General features: G+C 40.0%; 35 protein-coding genes. 33 read left to right on the top strand and 2 right to left on the bottom strand.

The genetic code is table 11. From position 1 onward, the window contains the following. Positions 1-14 precede the first annotated feature (14 nt). From BM086_RS06195 to BM086_RS06170, 6 genes are all read left to right on the top strand, one after another. Positions 15-1,517 carry a GH39 family glycosyl hydrolase gene (locus BM086_RS06195; protein WP_092324904.1) on the top strand — a complete coding sequence of 501 codons (1,503 nt, stop codon included), beginning with the start codon at positions 15-17 and terminating at the stop codon, positions 1,515-1,517. Positions 1,518-1,802: 285 nt separating this feature from the next. Next, entirely contained in the window at positions 1,803-2,642 is an 840-nt protein-coding gene (locus BM086_RS06190) for a DUF3737 family protein (protein ID WP_092324902.1), read from the top strand. Between the two features lie 237 nt (positions 2,643-2,879). Beyond that, positions 2,880-3,581 (top strand): Bax inhibitor-1 family protein, encoded by a 702-nt coding sequence (locus tag BM086_RS06185; protein WP_092324899.1) that lies wholly within the window; start codon positions 2,880-2,882, stop codon positions 3,579-3,581. 196 nt (positions 3,582-3,777) lie between these two features. Then, positions 3,778-4,392: a GDSL-type esterase/lipase family protein gene (locus tag BM086_RS06180; RefSeq protein ID WP_092324897.1), complete on the top strand. Its 615-nt coding sequence runs from the start codon at positions 3,778-3,780 to the stop codon at positions 4,390-4,392. Between the two features lie 225 nt (positions 4,393-4,617). After that, positions 4,618-6,492 carry an ABC transporter ATP-binding protein gene (locus BM086_RS06175; RefSeq protein ID WP_092324895.1) on the top strand — a complete coding sequence of 625 codons (1,875 nt, stop codon included), beginning with the start codon at positions 4,618-4,620 and terminating at the stop codon, positions 6,490-6,492. Continuing rightward, entirely contained in the window at positions 6,485-8,287 is a 1,803-nt protein-coding gene (locus BM086_RS06170; RefSeq protein ID WP_092324893.1) for an ABC transporter ATP-binding protein, read from the top strand. The genes BM086_RS06175 and BM086_RS06170 overlap by 8 nt, the downstream gene beginning before the upstream one ends. A gap of 73 nt (positions 8,288-8,360) precedes the next feature. Here BM086_RS06170 and BM086_RS06165 read toward each other — a convergent pair whose 3' ends face one another. Continuing rightward, a complete protein-coding gene (locus BM086_RS06165; RefSeq protein ID WP_092324891.1) occupies positions 8,361-9,644 on the bottom strand; it encodes a Y-family DNA polymerase in 1,284 nt (427 codons plus the stop codon). Positions 9,645-9,778: 134 nt separating this feature from the next. Here BM086_RS06165 and BM086_RS06160 point away from each other — a divergent pair, with 134 nt between their 5' ends. The 5 genes from BM086_RS06160 to BM086_RS06140 all read left to right on the top strand — a co-directional run bounded on the left by BM086_RS06160 (position 9,779) and on the right by BM086_RS06140 (position 14,100). Continuing rightward, on the top strand, positions 9,779-10,567 hold the full coding sequence (locus tag BM086_RS06160; protein WP_242952133.1) for a biotin--[acetyl-CoA-carboxylase] ligase: 789 nt from the start codon (positions 9,779-9,781) through the stop codon (positions 10,565-10,567). A 147-nt stretch (positions 10,568-10,714) separates the two neighbouring features. After that, positions 10,715-11,590 (top strand): cation diffusion facilitator family transporter, encoded by an 876-nt coding sequence (locus tag BM086_RS06155; protein ID WP_092324889.1) that lies wholly within the window; start codon positions 10,715-10,717, stop codon positions 11,588-11,590. A 127-nt stretch (positions 11,591-11,717) separates the two neighbouring features. Further along, positions 11,718-11,933, top strand: a complete 216-nt coding sequence (locus tag BM086_RS06150; RefSeq protein ID WP_092324887.1) for a hypothetical protein — start codon at positions 11,718-11,720, stop codon at positions 11,931-11,933. Between the two features lie 10 nt (positions 11,934-11,943). Continuing rightward, entirely contained in the window at positions 11,944-13,179 is a 1,236-nt protein-coding gene (locus BM086_RS06145; protein ID WP_092324885.1) for a BTAD domain-containing putative transcriptional regulator, read from the top strand. Positions 13,180-13,344: 165 nt separating this feature from the next. Continuing rightward, the gene (locus tag BM086_RS06140) at positions 13,345-14,100 is read left to right on the top strand and encodes a GTP pyrophosphokinase (protein ID WP_092324883.1); all 756 of its coding nucleotides are present in this window, start codon (positions 13,345-13,347) and stop codon (positions 14,098-14,100) included. 170 nt (positions 14,101-14,270) lie between these two features. Here BM086_RS06140 and BM086_RS06135 read toward each other — a convergent pair whose 3' ends face one another. Further along, the gene (locus BM086_RS06135; RefSeq protein WP_092324880.1) at positions 14,271-15,137 is read right to left on the bottom strand and encodes a class I SAM-dependent methyltransferase; all 867 of its coding nucleotides are present in this window, start codon (positions 15,135-15,137) and stop codon (positions 14,271-14,273) included. A gap of 656 nt (positions 15,138-15,793) precedes the next feature. Between BM086_RS06135 and rpsJ the strand changes: the two genes are divergently transcribed. The 22 genes from rpsJ to secY all read left to right on the top strand — a co-directional run bounded on the left by rpsJ (position 15,794) and on the right by secY (position 26,923). Continuing rightward, positions 15,794-16,105 carry a 30S ribosomal protein S10 gene (rpsJ, locus tag BM086_RS06130; RefSeq protein ID WP_013279995.1) on the top strand — a complete coding sequence of 104 codons (312 nt, stop codon included), beginning with the start codon at positions 15,794-15,796 and terminating at the stop codon, positions 16,103-16,105. Positions 16,106-16,266: 161 nt separating this feature from the next. Further along, positions 16,267-16,950 (top strand): 50S ribosomal protein L3, encoded by a 684-nt coding sequence (rplC, locus tag BM086_RS06125; protein ID WP_092324878.1) that lies wholly within the window; start codon positions 16,267-16,269, stop codon positions 16,948-16,950. Positions 16,951-16,977: 27 nt separating this feature from the next. Continuing rightward, positions 16,978-17,601: a 50S ribosomal protein L4 gene (gene rplD / locus BM086_RS06120; protein ID WP_092324876.1), complete on the top strand. Its 624-nt coding sequence runs from the start codon at positions 16,978-16,980 to the stop codon at positions 17,599-17,601. After that, the gene (gene rplW / locus BM086_RS06115; protein ID WP_092324873.1) at positions 17,601-17,900 is read left to right on the top strand and encodes a 50S ribosomal protein L23; all 300 of its coding nucleotides are present in this window, start codon (positions 17,601-17,603) and stop codon (positions 17,898-17,900) included. Before rplD ends, rplW begins: the two co-directional genes overlap by 1 nt. Before the next feature lie 100 nt (positions 17,901-18,000). Further along, positions 18,001-18,843 carry a 50S ribosomal protein L2 gene (rplB, locus tag BM086_RS06110; protein ID WP_092324871.1) on the top strand — a complete coding sequence of 281 codons (843 nt, stop codon included), beginning with the start codon at positions 18,001-18,003 and terminating at the stop codon, positions 18,841-18,843. An 11-nt stretch (positions 18,844-18,854) separates the two neighbouring features. Beyond that, complete coding sequence (rpsS, locus tag BM086_RS06105) at positions 18,855-19,145, top strand: 30S ribosomal protein S19 (RefSeq protein ID WP_092324869.1); 291 nt, start codon at positions 18,855-18,857, stop codon at positions 19,143-19,145. Between the two features lie 30 nt (positions 19,146-19,175). Continuing rightward, complete coding sequence (gene rplV, locus BM086_RS06100; protein ID WP_442857330.1) at positions 19,176-19,571, top strand: 50S ribosomal protein L22; 396 nt, start codon at positions 19,176-19,178, stop codon at positions 19,569-19,571. Positions 19,572-19,590: 19 nt separating this feature from the next. Further along, a complete protein-coding gene (rpsC, locus tag BM086_RS06095) occupies positions 19,591-20,262 on the top strand; it encodes a 30S ribosomal protein S3 (RefSeq protein WP_026490028.1) in 672 nt (223 codons plus the stop codon). Then, positions 20,262-20,699: a 50S ribosomal protein L16 gene (rplP, locus tag BM086_RS06090; protein WP_029233642.1), complete on the top strand. Its 438-nt coding sequence runs from the start codon at positions 20,262-20,264 to the stop codon at positions 20,697-20,699. Before rpsC ends, rplP begins: the two co-directional genes overlap by 1 nt. Next, positions 20,689-20,898, top strand: a complete 210-nt coding sequence (gene rpmC, locus BM086_RS06085; protein WP_092324867.1) for a 50S ribosomal protein L29 — start codon at positions 20,689-20,691, stop codon at positions 20,896-20,898. Before rplP ends, rpmC begins: the two co-directional genes overlap by 11 nt. 28 nt (positions 20,899-20,926) lie before the next feature. Continuing rightward, on the top strand, positions 20,927-21,181 hold the full coding sequence (gene rpsQ / locus BM086_RS06080; protein WP_013280005.1) for a 30S ribosomal protein S17: 255 nt from the start codon (positions 20,927-20,929) through the stop codon (positions 21,179-21,181). A 22-nt stretch (positions 21,182-21,203) separates the two neighbouring features. Further along, on the top strand, positions 21,204-21,572 hold the full coding sequence (rplN, locus tag BM086_RS06075) for a 50S ribosomal protein L14 (RefSeq protein ID WP_013280006.1): 369 nt from the start codon (positions 21,204-21,206) through the stop codon (positions 21,570-21,572). A gap of 12 nt (positions 21,573-21,584) precedes the next feature. Next, positions 21,585-21,914, top strand: coding sequence for a 50S ribosomal protein L24 (rplX, locus tag BM086_RS06070; protein WP_092324865.1), 330 nt, complete (start codon positions 21,585-21,587; stop codon positions 21,912-21,914). A gap of 23 nt (positions 21,915-21,937) precedes the next feature. After that, entirely contained in the window at positions 21,938-22,477 is a 540-nt protein-coding gene (rplE, locus tag BM086_RS06065) for a 50S ribosomal protein L5 (RefSeq protein ID WP_092324863.1), read from the top strand. A gap of 21 nt (positions 22,478-22,498) precedes the next feature. Continuing rightward, on the top strand, positions 22,499-22,684 hold the full coding sequence (locus BM086_RS06060) for a type Z 30S ribosomal protein S14 (RefSeq protein ID WP_022764364.1): 186 nt from the start codon (positions 22,499-22,501) through the stop codon (positions 22,682-22,684). A 284-nt stretch (positions 22,685-22,968) separates the two neighbouring features. Further along, positions 22,969-23,370 (top strand): 30S ribosomal protein S8, encoded by a 402-nt coding sequence (gene rpsH / locus BM086_RS06055; protein WP_092324861.1) that lies wholly within the window; start codon positions 22,969-22,971, stop codon positions 23,368-23,370. A gap of 15 nt (positions 23,371-23,385) precedes the next feature. Continuing rightward, positions 23,386-23,925, top strand: coding sequence for a 50S ribosomal protein L6 (gene rplF / locus BM086_RS06050; protein WP_092324859.1), 540 nt, complete (start codon positions 23,386-23,388; stop codon positions 23,923-23,925). Positions 23,926-23,944: 19 nt separating this feature from the next. After that, on the top strand, positions 23,945-24,313 hold the full coding sequence (gene rplR, locus BM086_RS06045; protein WP_092324857.1) for a 50S ribosomal protein L18: 369 nt from the start codon (positions 23,945-23,947) through the stop codon (positions 24,311-24,313). Positions 24,314-24,331: 18 nt separating this feature from the next. Further along, positions 24,332-24,841 (top strand): 30S ribosomal protein S5, encoded by a 510-nt coding sequence (gene rpsE / locus BM086_RS06040; RefSeq protein WP_092324855.1) that lies wholly within the window; start codon positions 24,332-24,334, stop codon positions 24,839-24,841. Positions 24,842-24,856: 15 nt separating this feature from the next. Continuing rightward, positions 24,857-25,042 (top strand): 50S ribosomal protein L30, encoded by a 186-nt coding sequence (gene rpmD, locus BM086_RS06035; RefSeq protein WP_092324853.1) that lies wholly within the window; start codon positions 24,857-24,859, stop codon positions 25,040-25,042. A gap of 121 nt (positions 25,043-25,163) precedes the next feature. Then, complete coding sequence (gene rplO / locus BM086_RS06030; protein ID WP_092324851.1) at positions 25,164-25,604, top strand: 50S ribosomal protein L15; 441 nt, start codon at positions 25,164-25,166, stop codon at positions 25,602-25,604. Beyond that, the gene (gene secY, locus BM086_RS06025; protein ID WP_092324849.1) at positions 25,604-26,923 is read left to right on the top strand and encodes a preprotein translocase subunit SecY; all 1,320 of its coding nucleotides are present in this window, start codon (positions 25,604-25,606) and stop codon (positions 26,921-26,923) included. Before rplO ends, secY begins: the two co-directional genes overlap by 1 nt. Positions 26,924-26,966: the final 43 nt, after the last annotated feature.

Below are 26,966 nucleotides of genomic sequence, written 5' to 3'. Positions count from 1 at the left end.
AGGGAGTATGAGGTATGGTAACGGGAAAAATTGTTGTGGATTTAAACAAAAAGGAAACTTTTAACAATAATGTGGATTATTGTGTGGGCACAGGACGCCTTGGACTTGCGCTTACAGACGAGTACTTGAGGGAACTGGAATTTGTGCAGAAAATGATCGGCTTTTCTTATATAAGAGGGCATGGTCTTTTCTCTGATGATGTATCAATTTATCATGAGTATGAAGAGAACGGTGAGAAAAAGGTTGAATACAATTATACTTATCTTGACAGGATTTTTGACAGCTTCATAAGGGTGGGGATAAGACCTTATCTGGAGCTTGGTTTTATGCCTTCAGAGCTTGCAAGCGGAACTCAGACAATCTTTTACTGGAAGGGAAATACTACTCCGCCGAAGGATTATAAAAAGTGGACAGACATGGTGATAGCTCTGCTTAAACATCTTAAGAACCGCTATGGCGAAGAGGTTGTAAGCTGGCCTATTGAAGTCTGGAATGAGCCAAATCTTCCGGGATTTTGGTACAAGGCAGACATGGAAGAGTATTTCAAACTGTTTAAAGAGACTTTTTTGGCGATAAAAGAGTTTGATAAGAGATTCATGGTTGGCGGTCCTGCAATTTGCGGCGTAAGGGATGCAGAGTGGATTGAAGGCTTTCTTTCTTTTTGTAAAAAAGAGGGAATTCGCCCTGACAGGATTACAAGACATCATTACACCGTAGAGTTTCCCGAAAGAATTGGCCATTATGACTATTCTAAACTGGAAGATTCTGAAATGCGTTTTGCGAATTTACAGTCAACTCGCGATATTGTGGATTCTTTTGATGAGTTTAAAGGGCTTCCAATACACTTAACTGAGTTTAGTACATCATATACTCCAAAGGGTGTAATTCACGATACGAACATAAATGCAGCATATCTGGCAAGACAGCTTTCAAGGCTTGGTGATGTGAACGAGGCATATTCCTATTGGACCTTTGGAGATGTATTCGAGGAGCAGGGAGTTCCGGATTCATTGTTCCATGGCGGTTTTGGTATGGTTGCTGCAGGTAATATTCCAAAGCCTACCTTCTGGACTTTCTATTTTTATAAGCAGCTTAAGTTGTTTGGCCAGGAATGCGTTCACAGAGATGATAACTCAGTGATTGTAAAGAGCGATAAGGGCTATGCCGGAATTTTGTGGAACATTGATGAGGAAGATCAGAACAGGGAGATTTCCATTGCATGCCCGGATGGCGGTGAATATACACTGATAACAAAAACTGTGGATGAAGTGAGCTGCAATCCGCTTAAGATGTGGCATGATATGGGCGAGCCTGCTTATCCGTCTGCGGATGAGATAGAAATGATAAGGAGCGCTGCTTGGCCTTTGGCTGGAAGCAGTGTTGTGGCAACAGAAAATGGCTCAGCAGATGTTTCGGTACTGGTAAGAAGAAATGGAGTTGTATATTTTACTCTCACAAAAAGAGATTTTACACCTGACCGCGGTTATGATTATGAGAAAGTGATAGCTTTCCATTGATGTGACTCATCGAAAAAACTGTATCAGAAAATGCATGTTTCATGCAAAAAAGGATTCGGGAGTAATCTATCGCAAACGACATATTTATCTGACGTTTGCGATAGAAAAATATGATTCTGCACGGGAAAAGACATTAGGCAAGACGATACGTCATTTGGTATAATGTAGTAAGTGACAGATTTAGTTGACGTTTACTATAGTTGAACAGATAATTAGTGAGGTTCTAATAAGCTCAGCTGAAGTTATTATCGATGATACAGCTTAGGAAAACATGAGGTATTTTTTATGGATAATAAAGTGATAACAGGACAGACTTTCGATGAAGAAAGAGCTCTATATGGCAGCAGGGATATTACTGTCATAGATTGCCGATTTGATGGCCCGGCTGATGGGGAAAGTGCATTTAAGGAAGGAAAGAATATTGTTGTCAGAGATAGTTTTTTTAATCTGCGATATCCATTCTGGCATGATGACAATCTTGAGCTTGATAACATCGAAATGACAGAGAACTGTAGGGCTGCGCTCTGGTATACCAATAATGCAGTTATCAGAAATTCAAAGCTCCATGGAATAAAGGCACTTCGTGAATGTTCACAGATAAAGATAGAGGAGAGTGATATCATCTCACCTGAGTTTGGGTGGTCGGTCAATGGCATAGAGATGAAGGATTCTAAGGCTGAGAGTGAGTATTTCATGATGAGGTCTGAGAAACTTACATTTGACAATGTTAAGCTTAAAGGAAAGTATTCTTTCCAATACATTACAGACTCTGTCTTCGAGAATTGTAATTTCGATACCAAAGATGCTTTCTGGCATGCCAAAAATGTAGTTATCAGGAACAGTGTTATAAGGGGAGAGTATCTGGCTTGGTACTGCGAGAATGTCACCTTTGAGAATTGTACCATAATGGGAACACAGCCGCTTTGCTATTGCAAGGGGCTGAAGCTTATCGACTGTAAGATGATGGAGGCAGATCTTGCTTTTGAAAAGTCGGAGGTTGAGGCATCGATACTTACGCCTGTTATCAGCATCAAGAATCCATTATCCGGAGTGATAACTGTTCCGGAGGTTTCTGAGATCATTATGGATGATCCAAAGGCAGAAGGAAAAGTAATCGTGAAATAATAATTGACTATTCAGGCAGAAATTCGCACTACGTGAGAAAATGATTCAAGAGTGATTGAATTACTTCGACTAAGGCAAATTGGATGATTGCGTGAATAGGCTATTGCTGCGAGATGCAAACGAATGAAAAGAACTGCAGGGCAAAACTTGCAGCTCTTTTTTGCTGTAATGGAGATTTATTTATGGCTTAATAGAGTTTATTATAAGGGTATATAGATACAAAGGAGGAACTTATTCATGTTTGGATTGAGTGAAAGAAAAGAAGAAAGACTGTATAAGACTGTCATGGAAAATGAAATCGTTTCTGACAGAACTTACAATTTATATCTTGGTGGAGTAATTGCATATGGATTATTGGTCAACATTTTGATATGTGCGAAGTTTACAAGATTTGCACTTAGCATAAATCCGGTGGCGTTGCTCATAGGGTATGTGATATGTGTTTTAGCAGGTACATTTATTTCTGCAAGGAGTGATAATCCGGCGATTAGTTTTTTGGGATATAATCTCGTGGTTGTTCCTATCGGCCTTGTAGTTTCGGCAGCTGTTTATTATTATGGAGGGCTTAGCTCAACAATAGTACTTCAGGCAATTGTATATACGGCTGGAATAACAGTTATCATGATCTGCCTTAGCATTTTGAAACCTGAACTTTATTCTAAATTCGGGACCATATTATTTACAGCTTTGAGCGGACTTATTGTTATTGAACTTATTCTATTGATCTTTAGAGTACAGCAGTCCATTACAGCGATGATCGGTGCAGCAATCTTCTCAGTATATATTGGTTATGATTACTGGAAAGCACAACAGTATCCTAAGACTATTGACAATGCTGTTGACAGTGCGCTTGATATTTATCTTGATATCATCAATCTGTTTTTGAGAATCCTCAGCATTCTTGGTAACAGCAAGGGTTCAAGAAAGAATAAGTTTTAATTAGAACTGAATGAGCGAATTGGTTGCTGGAGTGAGTAATAACTAAACTTATAGCAGGCTATAAAGCACATGTATTTTACGTTCTGACCAGGCGAATGCATAATTATAGTGAAGGGTAGGTGAAGCAGCCCTTCACTGTATAAGAAATGGGAAAAGCAGTAGTTGAATGCAAGATATGCATCAGTGAGGTATAGCAATGAAAAATATTTTGGCTTTTGGCGATTCGAATACATGGGGACTTATTCCCGGAACTAAAGAGCGATATCCCTGGGGCGTGCGCTGGACAAGCTTAGTGCAGGAAAAACTTGGGGATGCAAGAATTGTAGAGGAAGGTCTTTGCGGACGCACTACAGTATTTGAAGATGAACTAAGACCGCTTAGAAAGTCTGTTGATGCGCTCCCAATGGTGCTTGAAAGTGTAAGCCCTATAGATTATGCGATAGTTATGCTTGGAACTAATGATTGCAAAACTCTTTTCCATGCTAATGCATATACCATCAGCAAGGGGCTTGAGAAATGCCTTTCCGAGGTGAAAAAATATGTTTCACCTGAAAAGATAATCGTGGTTTCGCCTATACATCTTGGTGATGATGTATGGAAGGAAGAAAAAGATCCGGAGTTTAGCGTAAGCTCTGTTGATACGAGCAAAAGGCTGAAAGGTTATTATAAAGAACTGGCTATAGAAAATGGATATCGTTTTCTGGCAGCTTCTGATTTTGCAAGGGCAAGCGAAGTTGATGATGAACATCTTGACGAGGATGGGCATAAGAAGCTTGCGGATGCGTTGGTTAGTTTCCTTGAGGAAAAATAATTTAATGAGATATTGTTTTTCATATTCAAATGGAAATCCGTATTTCGTGAGAAAATGATTTAAACAGATTTAATATGTGGTGCACAGTCGAAATTGGGATTGTGCACCATTTTTCTTTGGGATAAAATAATATAGACTTGCGTTGTTGACATCTCTGCAAGCGTAATTATGGGGAAAAGAGCTTGCTTTGGGAGATGTCTTTTTACTTGAAAAGAAGGTGGAAAAATGTGGAGTGAGTATGAAGAAAGTAAGGATAATCCATTACACAAAGAGTTTGGTATATGGAGCAACACGCGCTTTATCTTAAAAAAGATGGCGCAGTACAAGCCTGAGGCATTATGGCTTATGGCGATAGGTATGGTATGTAGTTCAGTTATGTCATACTTTTGGGGAATATTTGGTAAGTATGTTATCGATATTATCCAGATGGGACTAAGTGAGGACGAAGCAGTAAAAAGACTGGTGGGGCTTATTGCTGTTGCCGGAAGCGTGGCATTTGTGCTTCTTCTTGGAAACGCAGTGTCTAACAATATGCTCTGGTATAAATTGATTCACATACGTATGAATATGATCACAGAGAGAGTATCTAAAGTTCTCAATTTGAGATATGAACTGATCGAGCGTCCGGATGTTCTTGATGTGGCAATGAGAGCTTCACAGGCTACAGGCGGTAACAACAATGGAGTGGAAGGAATGATGCATCTGATGCAGCAGATTCTGACCAGCCTGCTTACGGTTGTAGTTACTTTCATTGCGGTAACAGTTCTTGATTTCAGACTTATAATTGCACTTTTTGTGCTGTCTGTTCTTCAATTTATCCATTACAAAAAGATAATTACAATTGATAAAGAAAATGTCTGGGATAAGTTGTCAAATTCATGGCGAAAGATTTCTTATATGGAGAGAGTTACGCAGGATTTTGACCAGGCAAAGGATATCAGGCTCTTTAATCTGAGCGGTTTTTTAACTAAAAAACAGGAAGAGATATATAGGGAGAGGCTTGAAAAGCTTGACCTGCATAATGAGCTGTGGTTTAAACATTCGACAATAGTGCAGATTACATATGTTGTAATTAAAGTGCTTATTTACATTACTTTGTTTATGGCAGTTTTGAACAAGGGATTACAGGTTGGCGATTTTACAATGTTTTTGTCGTTCTCGCTTGCTTTTTCATCTGCGCTTGTAGATCTTTTGCAAAAATTTGGTGATTATAAAAAGGTTTCTCTGGAAACTGATGACTATCGCTCTTTTATCGAACTTGAAATAGAAGATGACGAAAAAGACTGTATTCCGCTTCCGGAAGCTGACAGCTTTGAAATTGAGTTTAAGAATGTGAGCTATACTTATCCAAAGTCGGAAAAGGAGGCGCTTAAAGGACTTAATCTTAAGCTTCATGTGGGTGAGAAGCTGGCAGTTGTTGGACTAAACGGAGCCGGCAAAACAACGATGATAAAGTTGCTGTTAAGGCTTTATGATCCAACAGAAGGATCTATCACCTTAAACGGAACAGATATAAGGAGATATAAAAGAGCAGATTATTATAAGCTTTTTGCACCGGTGTTCCAAAATGTTGAGATTTTCGCATTCCTTATGTCTGAGAATATTGCTATGAAAAGTGAGCAGGATCTGGACAGAAATAAGGTCCTGAAAAGTGCGATAGAAGCGGGGCTTGGAGAGAAGCTCACTTCTTTGGGAAAAGGAATAGATTCTCCACTTACTAATATTGTGGAAGAGGATGGCGTTGACCTTTCGGGAGGCGAAAAGCAAAAGCTTGCGCTTGCAAGAGCTTTATATAAGGGATCAAGAATTATTGTTCTTGACGAACCTACTTCCGCTTTGGATGCGATAGCGGAGCAGAGACTTTATGAGCAATTTGATGAAATGATAGGAGAGAAATCTGCTGTTTATATTTCACACAGACTTGCATCTACAAGATTTTGTGACAGGGTTGCCATGTTTGAGAATGGTGAATTGGTAGAACTTGGAAGTCATGAAGAACTTATGGAGAAGGGCGGAAAGTATGCCGAGATGTTCAATGTGCAGGCTCACTACTACCGCGAAGATGATATGAGTGAAAGTGAGGTGGAGAAAGTTGGCTAAGACAGATAAGAATACCTCATTTAATAAAGTAGTGCCTGTAATAAAGCTTTTATTTGGGACTACCGCGAAGAAATATCCAATGTTTTTTGTGTGGGAGATAGTCAAGACAGTAATATCTATTTTTCAGCCATTTTTAGCAGTTTTTATTTCTCCGCTGATTGTTGATGAAATTGTAGGTGAGCGCAATTTGCAAAAACTAATCACCTATGCTGCAGTCCTTATCCTGGGCGAATTTGTACTGACTATGATCTCTGAAAGATGCAATACGGTCCTAAGTAAATATCAGAATCGCCTGGAGAATTACTTTGGAATCCTTGTTGGCAAACATTCCATGGAACTTGATTTTCAGCTGACGGAGGATAAAGATGCTCTGGATCAGGTGGAAAAGGCCAAGACAGGACTTAACTGGTATTCAGGTGGCGCATATGGAATTGCTGAACAGGTATTTATGTTTGCTGGAAATATCTTTAAAGTTGTAGGTTTTATCACTGTTATAGCGCTTCATGCGCCTATTCTTCTTTTGGTAATGGCAGTCTATTCGATGATCAATTTTATGATTGTCACAAGGCAGAATAAGATAGAGATTGAGGCATTTGCCAAGCTTTCAAAGGTGAACCGGCTTTTTGGATATTTTGGATGGGAAATAGTAGATACCAGGTTTGGTAAGGATATAAGGCTATATAGCGCACAAAAACTCATGCTTGATTCCTGGAAAGATAATACAGATAAGAGTAATAAACACTGGAAGTGGCAGGGGGATAAAAGATTTCCGTATAATCTGGCAGTAAATATGACATCATTGGCAAGAAGTATCTTTGCTTATTTCTATGTGGCTCTTTTGGCAATAAGAGGAGTTTATAGTGTGGGAATCTTTACGCAGCTTATCGCGGCTGAGAATGCTCTTGATTCCACACTTGGCGGACTTGTGTGGAATGTTACTGAACTGTTTAAGCGCTGTAATTACGCATATGAATTTGTTTTGTTCATGGAGTATCCGGTTGCGTTGGCGAAAGGGGATAAGAGTATAGATAAAAAGAAACATGATATTGAATTCAGACACGTTTCTTTTTCCTACCCCGGAACTGAGCGAAAAATCCTTGATGATATAAGTATAAAGATTACTGCAGGGGAGCATCTTTCAATTGTTGGACTTAATGGCGCAGGAAAAACTACTTTCATAAAGCTTCTATGCAGACTATATGATCCGACAGAGGGAGAAATCCTTGTGGATGGTATTAACATCAAGGAGTATGACTACAAACAGTACATGGAGCAATTTGCACCTGTATTCCAGGATTTTAAGCTCTTTGCATTTACTTTGGGTGAAAACATAGCTTTCGATAAAATTGATAAAAAGAAAGTGGATAGCTATCTGAACCTGGTCGGACTTAAGGATATGGTAAATGGTCTTGATAAGGGCACTGAAACTAACATATTCAGATATTTCGATGAAAAGGGTGTTGAGCCATCAGGCGGAGAACAGCAGAAGATGGCCATAGCCAGAGCTTTGTACAAGGATTCGCCTGTTGTCATTCTTGATGAACCCACTGCAGCGCTTGACCCACTGGCTGAATATGAGGTTTACAAGCAGTTTAGTACGCTGGTAGGAGGGAAAACTGCTGTTTACATTTCTCACAGATTATCAAGCTGTAAATTATGTGACAAGATAGCTGTTTTCTCAGACGGACATATTGCGGAGTATGGAACACATGATGAACTTATCAGAATTCCTTCGGGAATATACGCAAGTATGTTTGAAGCCCAGGCAAAGTATTACAGGGATGAGATTGCATAATGAAGATGCAAAAATATAAATCTGCTATGTTGCCATAAGTTGCCGATGCAGGGAATTGGTGGAATGAGGTGGGTCAGAATCCAGCCTTGTGTCCACCAATTTGGTTATTACGTTGTAGTGCATTCGCGGATTCTAGAAGGTCCATCCCTTTAAAGATTGCATTTTTTCCGTAGCGGGCCTTTATCTTATTGACGGATTGCAGAATCTTACGGTCTTTTTCCATTATCGTAGGGTCAACAAAGAAGCTGTATTGCTCAAAGCATTCATCCAATATGGAATTGGCGCTTAAGATGATTCTCCTTATGGGAACGGTGCGTATGGCGCACTGATAGTACAGTTTTACAAAAGCATCCATCAGAATTCTGCTGGAATTGGTGGTCACCTGCAATGTACAGCCTGTGCGAGTGGATGGGACGGTATTGGCAGTATATCCTATATAAAGAGAAATGCTGTTGCTTACCACATGTTCGGCAACCATATCAAGGGATAGTTCATCTGACATTTCTTTTATGATAATGAGCGCATCCTCGAAATTGTAATCACGCATTAGCACCTGACCGCAGGTTAAGGACTGGGAGCGTTTCTGATAGTTTTTGATGTCTGCGATAGTGCATGGTTCACGTCCCCAGGAATGGTCAATGAGATATTCGGCAAGTACTCCGAAATTTTTGTAAAGAATCTTTTCCGGACAAGCTGCGATGTCACCCTGAGTATACAGGCCTAGCGAGTTGAGTCTTCTTTGTGTTCCCGGACCTATCCGCCAAAAGTCGGTGAGTGGTCTGTGGGACCATAAGCGCTGGGTAAAAGATTCTTCTGTTAGTTCTGCAATAAAGTCAGGCGAGTGTTTGGCGAGAAGATCAAGGGCTACCTTGGCAAGGTACATGTTAGTGCCTATGCCGCAGGTAGCCCTTAGCCCTAATTTCTTCAATATGTCATTCATTAGCTTCAGTGCAAGGTCATGGGCTGATAGCCCATACAGCTCAAGGTAGGATGTCACATCAAGAAAGGATTCATCTATGGAATAAACGTGGATATCATCCTTGGAGATATAGTTAAGGTAAATTCCATAAATATCTGCGGAAACATCAATATATCTTTTCATCCGGGGTGGTGCTACTATGTAATTAAGATGCTGTGGTATTTCGTGCATTCTGCAGCGGTTCTTTATTCCGAGTGCCTTCATGGCAGGGGTTATGGCAAGGCATATAGTGCTCTTACTGCGATCCTTGTCTGCTACGACAAGGAGTGTGGTCATAGGGTCAAGCCCTCTGTCAGCACACTCTACACTGGCAAAGAAACTTTTTAAATCTATTATGAGATATTGGCGCTGCTTGGGCTGGGGTAAGGTATTATCCATAGTAACTCCTAAAAGGTAAAACGAATATATGTTCTTGCTGTGAAAATATGATACTACACCCGAACAAATGTTTCAAGCGGACATTTAAAAGATAATGATTTTTTTATACATAGAAAAGTGCATGGAAAAGAAAAATGGATAAACAAAAGATGACTTCAAAAGACAGGGTTTTGGACTTGTTAGAAAAAAATAGGACAGAGTATATATCGGGCGAGGCAATCGCAGCAAGCCTTGGAATATCGCGGAACGCAATCTGGAAAGCGATAAATGAACTCAGGAAACAGGGCTATGTTATTGAAGCTAGCAGCAAAAAAGGATATCTGTTGGGAAACAGTAATGATATTATTTCCCAGCAGGGAATTCTTTCTTATTTGAATACCGATGAGGAAGATATTACCGAGAAAATTCATGTTTTTGATGTGATAGATTCAACTAATAAGGTTGCAAAAGAAATGGCTATATCAGGAGCCGGGCATGGCACACTCGTTGTTGCACGCTCGCAGAATATTGGCCGTGGCAGGAAGAATCATAGTTTTTATTCTCCCGAGGGCGGGATATATATGAGCATTATTTTGTCGCCGAAAAGATTATCCTCGCTGGAGCCTGATGCCATAACACTTCACACAGGCACTGCTGTATGCAGAGCTATAGAAAAAGCTTGTCATGTTTCGCCTGTTATAAAGCCAATCAATGACCTTTTTGTTAATGGAAGAAAAATCTGCGGGATTCTTACAGAGTCTGGAAGTGAGTTTGACTCAGGACTTGTTCAATGGATAGTTGTTGGAATTGGAATCAATTTTGATTCGGATATAGCTGAATTTCCGCATGAACTTCAGGAGATAGTAGGGACAATTTTTCCTAAGGGTAAGGCACTTATCACGAAGAATCAGCTTATTGCAGATATTTACAAGAATATTATTTAGAATTTTTTTGCTAAGCCGCTAAAAATCTGCGAAAAATTGATATTAATATGAGAGAAATGCGGTATTTGGTAGTATAATTATCTTTAGTACAAGTTAAATCAGATATGAGTTATCTTTTTATATTGTAGTGCGTTTTGGGGGCTTTAAATGGAGGAAAAATTAATTGTAAAAAAGCTATCTAATGTGGGAATATTAGGAAACGTACTATTGGCTGCATTTAAAATGGTTGCGGGATTACTTGGAAATTCCGGCGCTATGGTTTCTGATGCAGTACATTCTTTATCAGATGTATTTGCTACGTTTATTGCATATATAGGAGTCAGGTTTGCTCAGCAGAGAGAGGATGATGAGCACCCTTATGGACATGAGCGCTTTGAATGCGTTGCTTCGTTGATTCTTGGTGTGATTTTGGCAATCACAGGTCTTACAATAGGCCAGCGAGGGTTGCACGTACTTCTTTTTGCAAGAAATGAAATTGCGATTCCTACAACGCTTCCCCTTGTGGCAGCGATTATATCGATTGTGGTAAAAGAGGCAATGTTCTGGTATACGATGCACTACGCTAAACTACTGGATTCTGCTGCTTTTAAAGCAGATGCGTGGCATCACAGATCTGATGCTCTTTCATCAATAGGTTCTTTTATCGGCATTGGCATGGCAAAGCTTGGATTTCCGATAATGGATCCGATTGCCAGCCTTATCATATGCTTATTTATCTTAAAAGTTTCTTTTGACATATCTAAAGATGCGCTCAACAAGATGCTTGATACTTCCTGTGATGCAAATTTTGAGAACAATATCAGGGATTTCATCAAACAGCAATCGGGCGTTGAAGGTATAGATCTTCTTCATACACGACAATTTGGAAATAAAATATATGTGGATCTTGAAATTGCTGTAAAAAGAGATATTTCTCTGATCGATGCTCATGCTATCGCGGAAGATGTCCATGGCGCTGTTGAAAAGCAGTTTCCTAATGTGAAACATGTGATGATACATGTGAATCCTGAGGGCGAAAAGTGATTTAATTACATTCTGCGACAAAAAAGGTCAGTTTCACGACATTGTATTAAATTGAAATAATTTTTCATGCTAGACTAAAAATGTAAAAAGTATTTAAATTGTGTCTTCGGATATATGAGGGAAAAAGATGGAAAATAAATATAACGAAGATGGCTATTTGGTCGTAAGGGAAAATCATTGTTGTGAACATTGGGAACCGGATGACGGAGCGCTGGTACCGATGCGAGAGTGCTGGTGTTGCAAATGGTCAAAGTTCAATGCAGAAGAAAGCAGGCTGATAAGCGAGAGTATTGGCATTTGCATTTATGAGGGTAACAGAGAAAATATAGAAGTTTGCCGATAGAGGTATTGGTATGACCAAGGGGAATGTGGTAAAACTTAATATTCAGATGCTAGGTGGACTTGCAATAAGCTATGAGGGGCGGAATATATCTATAGGCAAGAATAAGACTTCTAAGTATATCCAGCTTCTGGAGATTGTATGGACAAGTGGAAATAAGGGCGTATCCAGAGATAATCTCGTAAGCATTCTATATGATCGTGAAGAACAGTCCAACATCAATAACAGCTTTAATAATCTTATTTATCAGATGCACAAGCAGCTTAAGAAGTCAGGGCTTCCTGAGCTTGAATACATTGTGAATCGTGATGGATTTTTTTATACAGATGATAATGTTGAAATTGAATCAGATGTTGTAAGTTTTACAGATTACGTATTAAAGGCAAGGGATGCAGAGAATCAGGCAGAGTCAATACGGCTTTACAGAGAAGCGTTTGATCTGTACAGGTCTGAGTTTCTTCCGGAATTATCGACTCAGGAGTGGGTGATAATCAAGAGCGTTCAGCTTCAGAAGATGTATTCGGAGTGCGTGATTGCTTTAGGAGATTTCTATGCAGGTAAAAAAGATTATGATTCAATGCATAGAATATATAAGAAGGCATCTGAACTTTATCCGGATGATGAGTGGCAGATTGGCGTGATCAATGCCCTTATCGGAATGGATAATTATAAGGAAGCTTATAAGGTTTATAACGATACTGTCCGCTATTATACTGATGAACTTGGGATAACACCGGGCAATGATCTCATGGAATGTTATGACAAAATGAGCAGGCAGATCACAAATATGCCCGGCAAGATTTTGCAGATACGTGATGACATTCTTGAACGTCGGGAAAGTATTTCTAAGAATACAGGCGTAGCGTATGACTGTTCTTATCCAAGTTTTATAGATGCCTATCATATTTTGAGCCGAAACATGGAGAGAACCGGCCAGTCGGTATATATGATGCTTTTGACACTGGTTGATTATGAGGGTAAAAAAATATCTAACCAGGCAAAGCTCGAGACAAAAGGAAAGCTCCTTCAGGAGGCAATAGCCTACACACTTAGGCAGGGAGATACCTATTGCAGATATTCGGCATCGCAGTTTCTTGTTCTTCTTGTTGGAACAAGCAAGGAGAGCTGCAAGATAGTATATAGAAGAGTGCTCAATAAATACAAGATGCTTGCCGGACCAAGAGCAGAAATTGATTACAGTGTGGTATCTTTGGCTGAACTTCCGGAGAAACTTGCTGAAGCTAAATAATGATCATTTAGGGGGCTAAGTGGTTTTATTATGAGGATCCCGTGTTGTGCTTTGCATGACACGGGATTTTGGGCTGTAAGAAAAACTTAATATTTATTTCACAGAACGTTAAAATAAACTTGATATACTTATCTATAGAATTATGGGCAGAAGGGAGTGAAGTCTATGGCAGCGAAGCGCTCTGGCTATTCCAAAATAGATTTTGCTAAGCTAACAGAAAGTTTAGATAATATAAAGGAGTTGGAGGGAATAACGGATTCAAATGCAATTTCTGCAAGCGACATTGAAAATCTTGCGAATATAAAAGACAGAGTTAAGGATTTTCAGATATTGATGATGAAATACGAATGTGCTTTATCTGAGGTCAGAACCAAACTGGATGTATTAAATAAAGAACTTTCTCTTATTAATAATAGAAATCCCTTTGAAGCAATTAAGATGAGAATCAAGACGCCAATGAGTATTTACAAGAAACTCAATGACAAGGGCCTTGATTTTACACTTGAAAACATAAATGAGAATCTTTCGGATATAGCAGGAATAAGGGTTATCTGTTCGTTTATTGATGATATTTATATGCTTGCGGATTGTCTTGCAAATCAGGATGACATCACAGTTCTTCAACAGAAGGATTATATAGCAGCACCGAAAAACAGCGGCTATAGAAGTTTACATCTTATTTTGCAGGTACCTATTTTTTTAACGCAGAATAAAGAATATATGAAGGTTGAGGTTCAGTTTAGAACGATAGCAATGGATTTCTGGGCGAGCCTTGAACATAAGATGAAGTATAAAAAGAATATTGAGAATCAGGAAGTTATTTCCGATGATTTGAAATTTAGCGCAGACCTGATAAATCAGCTGGATCTTCGCATGCAGCAGATACGTGAAAAGATTGATGCCAGTGAAGATGAACAATAAGTTGGATTAAAGAAAGTGTGCTGTAGTAAGCAAAAACAAAGAGGGATTAGAACTACTGTGAAATAGAAAGTTTCGCTGAAATGTAGTTGATATATTGAGTTAAAACATAAAAGAGATTACGTTAATCTGGTCTTAGCCAGAACGTAATCTCTTTTTGGTGATCATGTTTCTTAAGCACCGGCGGTCCATCTTCCACTAGCACCGCAAGGAAGGACAAGACCGTTTGATTTTACAGGAAGCCCAATCTCGGAGGCTTCAACTGTCCCTTTATGTATAGGATCAAGCACTGTGTGCAACATATAAGACAAAACTGCAGGCTGTAATCCGGTTGTGTATGAATTAATAAGAAAGAACAGTGGTGTATCTGAAAGCAACTGAGAAGTGAGCTTGATAAACGGGAAAACAGATTCTTCAATCTTCCAGATTTCACCCTTGGGGCCTCTTCCATATGAAGGAGGATCCATGATTATTCCATCATATTTATTTCCACGTCTTATTTCTCTTTCTACAAATTTAGTGCAGTCATCAACAAGGTATCTGATAGGAGCATCTGCAAGACCGGAAGAAACAGCATTTTCTTTAGCCCATGCAACCATACCCTTTGCTGCGTCTACATGTGTAACACTGGCGCCGGCTTTGGCAGCGGAAATAGTGGCGCCTCCGGTGTAAGCGAAAAGATTAAGAACTTTTATTGGTCTATTAGCTTCTTTTATTAATGAAGAAAACCAATCCCAGTTAGTTGCCTGTTCCGGGAAAAGACCTGTATGTTTGAAGCTGAAAGGCTTAAGGTTGAAAGTCAGGTCTTTATAATTGATAGACCATTCCTCAGGAAGATCTCTAAATTCCCATTCACCGCCTCCTTTATTGCTGCGGTGATAGTGTCCGTTGAACTTTTTCCAACCGTAATGCTTCTTTTCAGTATTCCATATAACCTGAGGATCTGGACGAACCAGAATGTATTCTCCCCAGTGCTCAAGCTTCTCACCTGAAGAAGTATCGATTACTTCGTAATCTTTCCAACCATCTGCAATCCACATAGAATTCAAACCCTTTCTTGAATAATAAATTGTTAATCCTTTTTTTATATTCGTTTAATAGTCAAAATGACAATAATGTGATACTATCTCACCTAGTGTACTGAAGTGCAGATGCAAGCATATCTCAGTACATGACGAGATAATGAATGTTTAATGGTATGCTTATTCATCTATATTATAATAGTAGTTTCTAATAAGCAACGCATGACATTGTACTATGAAGAAGCAGAATTAGTCATGGGTATTTAAAAAGAGGTTAAAAAACATCAATCACTTTTGCTTAAAAGGTTGATTTTTTGATAAAAATGATTAATTTTAAAAAAGTAGTTGCATTATCAAATGAAATGATTTATACTTACAAACGCTGTGACATGATAGCTATGAAGCGTGAGGTTGCTGCTTATCCAGTTGAGCAGGTTTTCCGTGGAGCGAATGTCTAGAGGCCGGCATTATAGGCCAAACAAACTGACGACAAGTCACTGTACAGTATAATTGAGGTCTGCCAAATGAAGGTAACTGAAATGCGGCAGAAACGACGTGCAAAGTGTTCGGGATAGCTTTGTGTTGCTATGGAGTTTAGGACACACACGGGAGAGTGTACAGTCACCGCTTGTCGTACTTAATCTAAAAAGTGCGAAAAGGAGGCGACTTTTTTTATGGCAAATCAGGTAATGAGAATTACACTTAAGGCTTATGATCATCAGCTTGTTGATGCATCTGCCAAGAAGATTATCGAGACAGTCAAGAAGAACGGATCACAGGTTTCAGGACCAGTTCCGCTTCCAACTAAGAAAGAAGTAGTTACAATCTTGAGAGCTGTTCACAAGTATAAGGATTCCAGAGAACAGTTCGAGCAGAGAACTCACAAGAGACTTATCGATATCATCACACCTACATCTAAGACTGTTGAGGCTCTTCAGAGACTCGAGATGCCTGCAGGTGTAAACATCAATATAAAGATGAAATAATTCATCCTTATAATATAGAAACAATCAATTAACACCTCTACTAGTATGATGCGAGACGCATGATGCCGTGATAACTGGAGAATTGTCATATAGAGAGGCAATTGAAGCGACATTGCGAATGAAGTAAGCATCCGCTGTAGATGTAACAAGGAGGTAAAATCATGAAGAAGGCTATTTTAGCTACTAAGGTCGGAATGACCCAGATCTTCAAAGAAGATGGTTCACTGGTTCCTGTAACTGTTCTTCAGGCAGGACCATGCGTAGTAACACAGATCAAGACAGTTGAGAATGATGGTTACAGCGCTGTTCAGGTTGGTTTTGTTGACAAGAAAGAAAAGACTGTTAGCAAGGACAAGAACGGCAGCAAGACAATCTACCATCGTCACGGCGCAACAAAGGCTGAGCAGGGACATTTCAAGAAGGCTGGAGTTTCTTGCAAGAGATATGTAAGAGAATTCAAGTTTGAGAATGCTGCTGATTATGCACTTGGCGCTGAAATTAAGGCTGATATCTTTACAGAAGGCGATAAGATTGATGCAACAGCTGTTTCAAAGGGAAAAGGATTCCAGGGTGCAATCAAGAAGAACGGTCAGCACAGAGGACCTATGGCACATGGTTCCAAGTTCCACCGTCATCAGGGTTCTAATGGTTCAAGTTCAGATCCTAGCCGCGTATTCAAGGGCAAGGGAATGCCTGGTCACATGGGCAGCGTAAAAGTAACAGTTCAGAATCTTGAGGTTGTAAGAGTAGATGCTGACAAGAATCTTATTCTTGTAAAGGGTGCTATTCCTGGACCTAAGAAGGGACTTGTTGCAATCAAGGAAACCGTAAAGGTTATAGGTTAATAGAACGCGAAAGGAGGAACCATACAGATGGCTAATGTATCTGTTTACAATATGGAAGGCAAAGAAGTTGGCAACATCGAACTTAATGATGCTATCTTCGGAGTTGAAGTAAATGAACATCTCGTACACATGGCTGTTCTTCAGCAGCTTGCTGATAAGCGCCAGGGTACACAGAAAGCAAAGACACGTTCTGAAGTTTCCGGAGGCGGAAGAAAGCCTTGGAGACAGAAGGGAACAGGTCATGCTAGACAGGGATCTATCAGAGCACCTCAGTGGAAGGGTGGCGGAGTTGTATTCGCACCAGTTCCAAGAGATTACTCTTTCAAGATGAACAAGAAAGAGAAGAGAGCTGCTCTTAAGTCTGCTCTTACAGATAAGGTTCAGAACAACAATATCGTTGTTGTAGATGAGCTCAAGTTTGATGAGATCAAGACAAAGAGATTCGCAGAGGTTATGAACAACCTCAAGGCTACACGTAAGGCACTTGTTGTACTTGCTGACAATGATCAGAATGTAGTACTTTCTGCAAGAAACCTTGCTGAAGCAAACACAACACTTACAAATACACTTAATGTATATGATATCGTAAACGCTAGAACACTCGTCCTTACAAAGGATGCAGTTGCAAAGATTGAGGAGGTGTATTGCTAATGGCAGCATTACAGTATTATGACGTAATCCTTAAGCCAGTTCTTACTGAGAAGAGCATGGCTGGCATGAGCGAGAAGAAGTACACTTTCCTTGTTAATCCTGAAGCTAACAAGACACAGATCAAGGAAGCTGTAGAGAAGATGTTCGAGGGAACAAAGGTTGCTAAAGTCAACACAATCAATGTTGCAGGCAAGATGAAGAGACGTGGAATGACAGTCGGATTCACAGCTAAGACTAAGAAGGCAATTGTTCAGCTTACTGAAGATAGCAAGGACATCGAAATCTTCCAGGGACTTTAATATAAATTTTAACTGATAACTATACGTACGAATCCAAATTAAGTCCGGGATTCAAATGAGTAATCATTAGATACGTGATAAACAAAAAGGAGAAAAAATCATGGGAATTAAGAAGTACGGCCCATATACCCCATCCAGAAGAAACATGACTGGATCAGATTTCTCAGAGATCACAAAAGCAACACCTGAGAAGTCACTCATTGTTTCAAAGAACAGCAAGGCTGGTCGTAACAATCAGGGTAAGATCACAGTAAGACATCGTGGATGCGGCGGCAGAGTTAAATATAGAATTATCGACTTCAAGAGAAATAAGGACGATATGCCTGCAAAGGTTATCGGTATCGAGTATGATCCTAACAGATCAGCTAACATTGCTCTTATCCAGTACGAGGATGGCACAAAGGCTTATATCCTTGCTCCTAACGGATTAACAGATGGCATGACAGTTATGAACGGTGCTAACGCTGAAGTTCGTGTAGGTAACTGCCTCCCACTTTCACAGATTCCTGTCGGTGAAAACGTACACAACGTTGAGCTTTATCCTGGAAAGGGTGGCCAGATGGTTCGTTCAGCTGGTAACGCAGCTCAGCTTATGGCTAAAGAGGGCAAGTATGCTACACTTCGTCTTCCTTCAGGTGAAATGAGAATGGTTCCTATCGAGTGCCGTGCAACAATCGGTGTTGTAGGAAATGGTGATCACAACCTTATTAACTATGGTAAAGCAGGTCGTGTTCGTCACATGGGTATCCGCCCTACAGTTCGTGGTTCTGTTATGAACCCTAATGACCATCCACACGGTGGTGGTGAAGGTAGAGCACCTATCGGACGTTCTGGTCCTAGCACACCTTGGGGTAAGCCAGCTCTTGGTTACAAGACACGTAAAGCTAAGAAGGCTTCTAACAAGCTCATCGTAAGAAGAAGAAACGGTAAAGCCATCAAATAAGGAGGAATGAAATGTCTAGATCACTTAAAAAGGGACCTTTCGCAGACGCAAGCCTGCTTAAGAAGATAGATGCTATGAACGCAGAGGGCCAGAAGCAGATTGTTAAGACATGGTCACGTCGTTCTACAATTTTCCCGTCTTTTGTTGGACACACAATTGCTGTTCATGACGGAAGAAAGCATATTCCTGTATACGTAACTGAAGATATGGTTGGACACAAGCTTGGTGAGTTTGTTCCTACAAGAACATTCAGAGGACATGCAGGAAACGCTCCCGCAGAGAGAAAGAGCAGCGTAAACTAAGTATTTGTTCGATGAAAGGAGGAAATATCCATGGATATGGAGATCAAGCATAGATCTAAAATTAAAAGAGAAAGAAATCGTGAAAATAGAGAAACAAGACCTTTTGCAAAGTTATCTTATGCAAGAATACCAGTTCAGAAGGCATGCTTCGTCATGGATGCTATCAGAGGTAAGGACGTTGAGACTGCACTTGCAATTCTCGAGTACAATCCTAGATATGCTTCAAGCGTAATCTATAAGCTTCTTGCAAGCGCTGTAGCTAACGCTGAGAACAACAAAGGTATGAACAGAGCAAATCTCTATATTGCTGAGTGTACAGCTAGCAATGGTCCTATCATGAAGAGAATTCAGCCAAGGGCACAGGGCAGAGCATACAGAATCAACAAGAGAATGAGCCATCTGACTGTTATTTTGGACGAGAGATAATTGAAAGGAGAACCTAGAAATGGGACAGAAAGTTAATCCTCATGGCCTCAGAGTTGGTGTTATTGCTGACTGGGATTCAAAGTGGTATGCAGAGTCAGCTGATTTCGCTAATAATCTGGTAGAAGATTACAATATCAGAAAATTTCTGAAGAAGAAGTTATATGCAGCTGGTGTTTCTAAGATCGAGATCGAGAGAGCATCAGACAGAGTTAAGGTTATCGTTTATACAGCTAAGCCTGGTGTTGTTATCGGTAAGGGCGGCGCTGAAATCGAAGTAACTAAGAAGGAACTTTCAAAGCTTACAGATAAGAAAGTTCTTGTAGATATTAAGGAAATCAAGAAGCCTGATAAGGATGCACAGCTTGTTGCAGAGAACATCGCTCAGCAGCTCGAGAACCGTGTATCATTCAGAAGAGCTATGAAGTCATGCATGAGCAGAACAATGAAGACAGATGCACTTGGTATCAAGGCATGCTGCTCAGGTCGTCTTGGCGGCGCTGATATCGCTCGTTCAGAGTTCTATAGCGAGGGAACTATTCCTCTTCAGACACTCAGAGCAGATATCGATTATGGTTTTGCTGAAGCAGATACAACCTACGGTAAGGTTGGTGTAAAGGTATGGATCTATAAGGGTGAAGTACTTCCAACTAAAGCAGGTGAGAGTTCAGATAAGGAAGGGAGCGATAAATAATGTTAATGCCAAAGAGAGTTAAGCACCGCAAGCAGTTCCGCGGTTCAATGGCTCATAAAATCACTCGTGGTAACACAATTAGTTATGGTGAATATGGAATAGTTGCGCTTGAGCCTTGCTGGATCAATTCAAACCAGATTGAGGCAGCCCGTGTAGCTATGACACGTTTCATTAAGCGTGGTGGTCAGGTTTGGATCAAAATCTTCCCTGACAAGCCTATCACATTAAAGCCTCTTGGAACACGTATGGGTTCTGGTAAAGGTGCAACTGATAGATGGGTAGCTGTTGTTAAGCCTGGTCGTGTAATGTTCGAAATCGGTGGAGTTGCCGAGGCCGATGCTAGAGAAGCTCTTCGTCTTGCGACACATAAGCTTCCTTGCAGATGCAAGATCGTTTCTAAGGCTGATTTGGAAGGCGGTGTATCTAATGAAAACTAATAAGTATGTAGAAGAGCTTCTGGCTAAGACTGCTGAAGAGCTCCAGACAGAGCTTGTTTCTGCTAAGAAAGAACTTTTTAACCTTAAGTTCCAGAACGCTACAAACCAGTTGGATAATACAGCAAGAATTAAAGAAGTAAGAAGAAATATTGCAAGAATCCAGACTGTAATCACACAGAATGCTAAGGCTGCTAACTAAGCCTCACACTGAATAAGGAGAAATAATCGTGGAAAGAAATTTGAGAAAAACGCGTGTTGGTAAAGTAACAAGCGATAAGATGGATAAGACCATCACAGTTTCCATTGAGGACCATGTTAAGCATCCTCTTTACAAGAAGATCGTGAAGAGAACATATAAGCTTAAGGCTCATGACGAGAACAATGAGTGCCGTATCGGTGACACAGTTAAAGTTATGGAAACTAAGCCAATCTCCAAAGATAAGAGATGGAGACTTGTATCCATTATTGAACGTGCAAAGTAATCTAAAATAAAGGAGAATTATCATGATTCAGCAGGAAAGTAGATTGAAGGTCGCTGATAACACAGGTGCTAAGGAACTTCTTACAATCCGTGTTATGGGTGGATCTACAAGAAGATATGCGAGAATCGGCGACACAATAGTTGCTTCTGTTAAAGAAGCAACACCCGGTGGAGTTGTAAAGAAGGGTGATGTTGTTAAGGCTGTTGTCGTTCGTACAGTTAAAGAGACTCGTCGTAAGGACGGTTCCTACATCAGATTTGATGAAAACGCTGCTGTTGTTATCAATGAAGATGGTACGCCTAAGGGAACACGTATATTTGGACCCGTAGCTAGAGAGCTTCGTGAGAAAAAGTTCATGAAGATCCTTTCTCTTGCTCCGGAAGTATTATAAGGAGGCGCCCAGATGTCAACAAGTAAGATTAAGAAGGGTGATATGGTTAAGGTTATCGCCGGTGGTGAAATCGACAAGGAAGGTAAAGTCCTTTCAGTTGATAGAAAGAATGGAAAGGTTATCGTTGAAGGCGTAAATAAGGCTATTCATCACGAGAAGCCTTCTGCTAAGAATCCTAATGGCGGAATTGTTGAGCGTGAAGCTGCGCTTGATATATCAAATGTTATGTATCTTCATAACGGACAGCCTACCAAGATCGGATTCAAAGTTGAAAAAGATGAGAATGGTAAGGTTGTAAAGAAGAGCCGCATCGCTAAAAAGACTGGTGAGGTTATCGACTAATTTAAGGAAGGAGGTATATAACGTTGAGTAGATATAAGGATTTATATAAGAACGAGATCGTTGATGCTATGACAAAGAAGTTCGGTTACAAGAACGTAATGGAAGTTCCGAAGCTTGACAAGATCGTTATCAATATGGGTGTTGGAGAAGCAAAGGAAAATGCTAAGCTTCTTGAGAACGCTGCAAATGACATGGCTATCATTTCAGGCCAGAAGCCTGTTATTACAAAGGCTAGAAAGTCTATCGCTAACTTCAAACTGAGAGAGGGTATGCCTATCGGTTGTAAGGTTACACTTCGTGGTGACAAGATGTATGATTTCCTTGATCGTCTTGTAAACCTTGCACTTCCTCGTGTACGTGACTTCAGAGGAATCAACCCTAACTCATTCGATGGAAGAGGAAACTATGCACTTGGTATCAAGGAACAGCTTATCTTCCCTGAAATCGAATATGATAAGATTGACAAGACAAGAGGTATGGATATCATTTTCACAACAACAGCTAAGACAGACGAGGAAGCTCGTGAGCTTCTTACACTGTTCAATATGCCTTTTGCAAAGTAATTATAGGAGGGAATAGAACACATGGCTAAATTATCCATGAAGTTGAAACAGCAGATGAAACCAAAGTTCTCTACACGTGCTTATAACCGTTGTAAGATCTGCGGTCGTCCTCATGCTTATCTTAGAAAGTACGGAATCTGCAGAATTTGCTTCCGTGAGCTTGCATACAAGGGCGAAATTCCTGGTGTACGTAAGGCATCTTGGTAATAAGTTAATACTAAGTAAGGTTTGTCTGAACTTAGTATGACGTTTTGTTCTGACGCATGCGCAGCATGCGGACAGAACTTCCACTTCGGTGGTCTGGGATGGAGACCACTAAATATAGATATAAAAAGGTAATAATAAATTATTATTCTTCGTTGTTTAAGAGTCATATACTGATATAATAGACAGTATTGAGTAACACAAAAGCGCGCATTGCGGCTTCGTGTCTCTGCTCAATTCGGGGAGTAGTAAGGCGAAGCAAAAATATTTAAGGAGGCAATTTTAAAATGGCAATGAACGATCCTATTGCAGATATGCTTACAAGAATTCGTAACGCAAATACTGCAAAACATGACACTGTTGATGTTCCTTCTTCAAAGATGAAACTTGCAATTGCAAACATTCTTCTTGATGAGGGATATATTAAGAAGTTAGACGTTGTTGAAGATGGTGCATTCAAGACTCTTCACATCACTCTTAAGTATGGTGCAGATAGAAACGATAAGGTTATCACAGGCCTTAAGAGAATTTCTAAGCCTGGTCTTCGTGTATACGCAGGCAAGGATGAACTTCCTAGAGTATTAGGCGGTCTTGGAATAGCTATTCTTTCTACAAACCAGGGCGTTGTAACTGATAAAAAAGCAAGAGAACTTCAGGTTGGTGGCGAAGTTCTTGCATTCATTTGGTAAATTGGAGGTACGGGCATGTCACGAATTGGAAAAATGCCAATCGCAGTTCCTGCTGGAGTTACAGTAGAAGTTGCAGAAAATAATAAGGTGACTGTTAAGGGACCTAAGGGAACCCTTACAAGAGTTTTTCCTGCTGAAATTTCTTTCTCACAGGAAGACGGTCAGATCGAAGTTAAGAGACCTGACGATCAGAAGAAGACTAAGGCTTTACACGGACTTTCAAGAAGCCTTCTCAACAACATGGTTGTTGGTGTAACAGAAGGATTCGAGAAGAAGCTTGAAGTTAACGGTGTAGGTTATAGAGCTGCTAAGAATGGTAAGACACTCTCTCTTACACTTGGTTATTCTCACCCAGTAGAAATTGTTGATCCAGAAGGCGTTGAGACAGTTGTTGAGGGTCAGGTAATCACAGTTAAGGGTATCGACAAAGAAGCGGTTGGCCAGCATGCTGCAATCATCAGAGAGAAGAGAGCTCCAGAGCCATATAAGGGCAAGGGTATCAAGTATTCTGATGAGGTTATCAGACGTAAAGTTGGTAAGACCGGTAAGAAATAATAGATAAGGAGAGTGCAAAATGGTTAGTAAAGAATCCAGACAGGAAATTCGTGTTAAAAAGCACATGAAGATCCGTAATCGTTTCAGTGGTACAGCTGAGAGACCAAGACTTGCTGTTTTTAGAAGCAATAATCACGTATATGCACAGGTTATTGATGATGTTGCTGGCAAGACACTTGTATCTGCTTCAACTCTTGAAAAAGACATCAAGGCAGAGCTTAAGAATACAGACGACATTGCAGCTGCTACAAAGATTGGAGATGTAGTTGCAAAGAGAGCTCTTGAAAAGGGCATCAAAGCCGTTGTATTTGACAGAGGTGGTTATATTTACCACGGTAAGGTTAAAGCTTTGGCTGACGCTGCCAGAGAAGCTGGCCTTGAATTCTAAGAAGGGAGAAAACACAAAATGAAGCGTAATATCGTAGATGCAAGTCAGCTCGAATTGACAGATAAAGTTGTAACCATCAAACGTGTTACAAAGGTTGTTAAGGGTGGACGTAACATGAAGTTCACAGCCCTTGTAGTTGTTGGTGACAACAATGGACACGTTGGTGTTGGTCTGGGAAAATCAACAGAAATCCCGGATGCTATCCGTAAGGGTAAGGAAGATGCTACTAAGAACCTTATTACTGTTCCTCTTGATGAGAACAACAGTATTACACATGATTTCATTGGTAAGTTCGGTTCTGCTGAAGTTTTACTTAAGAAGTCTCCAGAAGGTACTGGTATCATCGCTGGTGGTCCTGCTCGTTCTGTTTGTGAACTTGCAGGTATCAGAAATATCAGAACAAAGTCTCTTGGTTCTAACAATAAGCAGAATGTTGTTTATGCTACAATCAATGGACTTGCTCAGCTTAAGACACCTGAAGAAGTTGCAGCTAAGCGCGGCAAATCTGTAGCTGAAGTAACCGCATAATAAAGGAGAAAATCAATGGCAGATAAGAAACTTAAGATCACATTGGTTAAGTCAACAATTGGTGCTATTCCTAAGCACGTAGCAACTGTTAAATCAATGGGATTCAAGAAGCTTAACAGTAGTGTTGAATTGCCTGATAACGCTGCAACAAGAGGCCAGATTCAGCAGATTAGACACCTCGTTAAGGTAGAAGAGATTTAATTTTTTTCGATACAAGCAAAAAATAGTAACCGGAGCTGTTCCATGTATACGCAAGTGGTGTATAATAATCTAGTGCACTGCGGCAGCGGTACGAGCTCCGGCATTTATAAGGAGGAATAAAATGGAATTATCCAACTTAAGACCTGCTGAAGGTTCAAGACAGAGTGATAATTTTAGAAGAGGCCGTGGTCATGGTTCAGGAAATGGCAAGACTGCTGGTAAGGGACATAAGGGTCAGAAGGCTCGTTCAGGAGCACCAAGACTTGGTTTCGAAGGTGGCCAGATGCCATTGTTCAGAAGACTTCCTAAGAGAGGCTTCAAGAATATTAACCATAAGAATATCGTAGGCATCAATCTTAGCGCACTTGAAGTGTTTGATAATGACGCAGTAGTTGATATTCAGGCACTTAAGGATCAGGGAATCATTAAGAAGGAACTTGATGGCGTAAAGATTCTTGGCAACGGCGAATTTACTAAGAAGCTTACAGTAAAAGCTAATGCTTTCAGTGCATCAGCTAAAGAGAAAATCGAGGCTCTTGGTGGAACTACAGAGGTGATCTAATGTTTAAGTCCCTAATGAATGCATTAAAAGTCAAGGAGTTAAGAAATAAGATTCTTTTCACTATTGCAATGCTTGGTGTAATCAGACTTGGTTCTGCTATTCCGGTACCTGGAATGAATGTTTCAGTATTCCAGAATTGGTTTAAGAATCTTACAGATAGTGATTCCTTTGGCTTCATGGATCGATTTACTGGTGGGTCATTTGAGAATATGTCAATCTTGGCACTCAATATTACACCATACATTACATCTTCCATTATCATTCAGCTTCTTACAATAGCAATTCCTAAATTTGAGGAATGGCAGAGAGATGGAGAAGATGGAAGAAAGAAGCTAACAACACTCACAAGATATGTGACTGTTGCTTTGGCGCTTATCGAATCCATTGCAATGTCAATTGGTTTTTACAGAAACACAGGCTTCCTTACAGAACAGTCTGTTTTCCTTGTAATCCAGATTGTGGCAGCCCTTACTGCTGGTAGTGCATTCCTGATGTGGATTGGTGAAAGAATCACAGATAATGGGGTTGGAAACGGTATTTCAATTGTTCTGACTATTAACATTCTTTCAAGAATGCCGTCAGATATAAAGGCTCTTTACGATCAGTTCGTAAATGGTAAGCCTATTGCTAGGGGAGTTGTTTCAGCTATAATCATACTTGCAGTTATTATTGCAATGGTAGTATTAGTTGTACTTCTTAACGGTGCTGAGAGGAGAATTCCTGTTCAGTACGCTAAGAAGATTCAGGGAAGAAAGACATACGGTGGAAATCGTTCTGAAATTCCTTTGAAAGTCAACACAGCTGGCGTTATGCCTATTATTTTTGCAATGTCATTGTTCCAGTTTCCACTTATTATTACACAGCTTGTTGGTTATAATGGTACAGGTTTCTGGGGCAAGTTTGTTGCATATTTGAATCAGAGTAATTGGTTTAACCGTAATCATTGGAATTACTCAATTGGTCTGATTGTATATATTTTATTACTTATCTTCTTCGCATATTTCTATACTTCTATTACCTTCAATCCAATTGAGATTGCAGATAATATGAAGAAGCAGGGCGGATTTATTCCTGGTATCAGACCAGGTAAACCAACCAGTGATTATCTTACAAACATTCTGAACTACATTATATTTATTGGAGCATGTGGTCTTACAATAATTGGTGTATTGCCTATTTTTTTCAATGGCATGTTCGGAGCTAGCGTATCTTTTGGTGGTACAAGCCTTATAATTGTCGTAAGCGTTATCCTTGAGACAATTAAGCAGGTTGAATCACAGATGCTTGTAAGAAATTACAAAGGCTTCTTGGAAGATTAAGATTTAAAATTGAAAGAGGTCACAAGACTCACAATTTGTGAGT

The sequence above is a fragment of the Butyrivibrio sp. YAB3001 genome (assembly GCF_900112195.1).
Lineage (GTDB): Bacteria > Bacillota > Clostridia > Lachnospirales > Lachnospiraceae > Butyrivibrio.
This window is presented reverse-complemented; position numbering and strand designations above follow the sequence as displayed.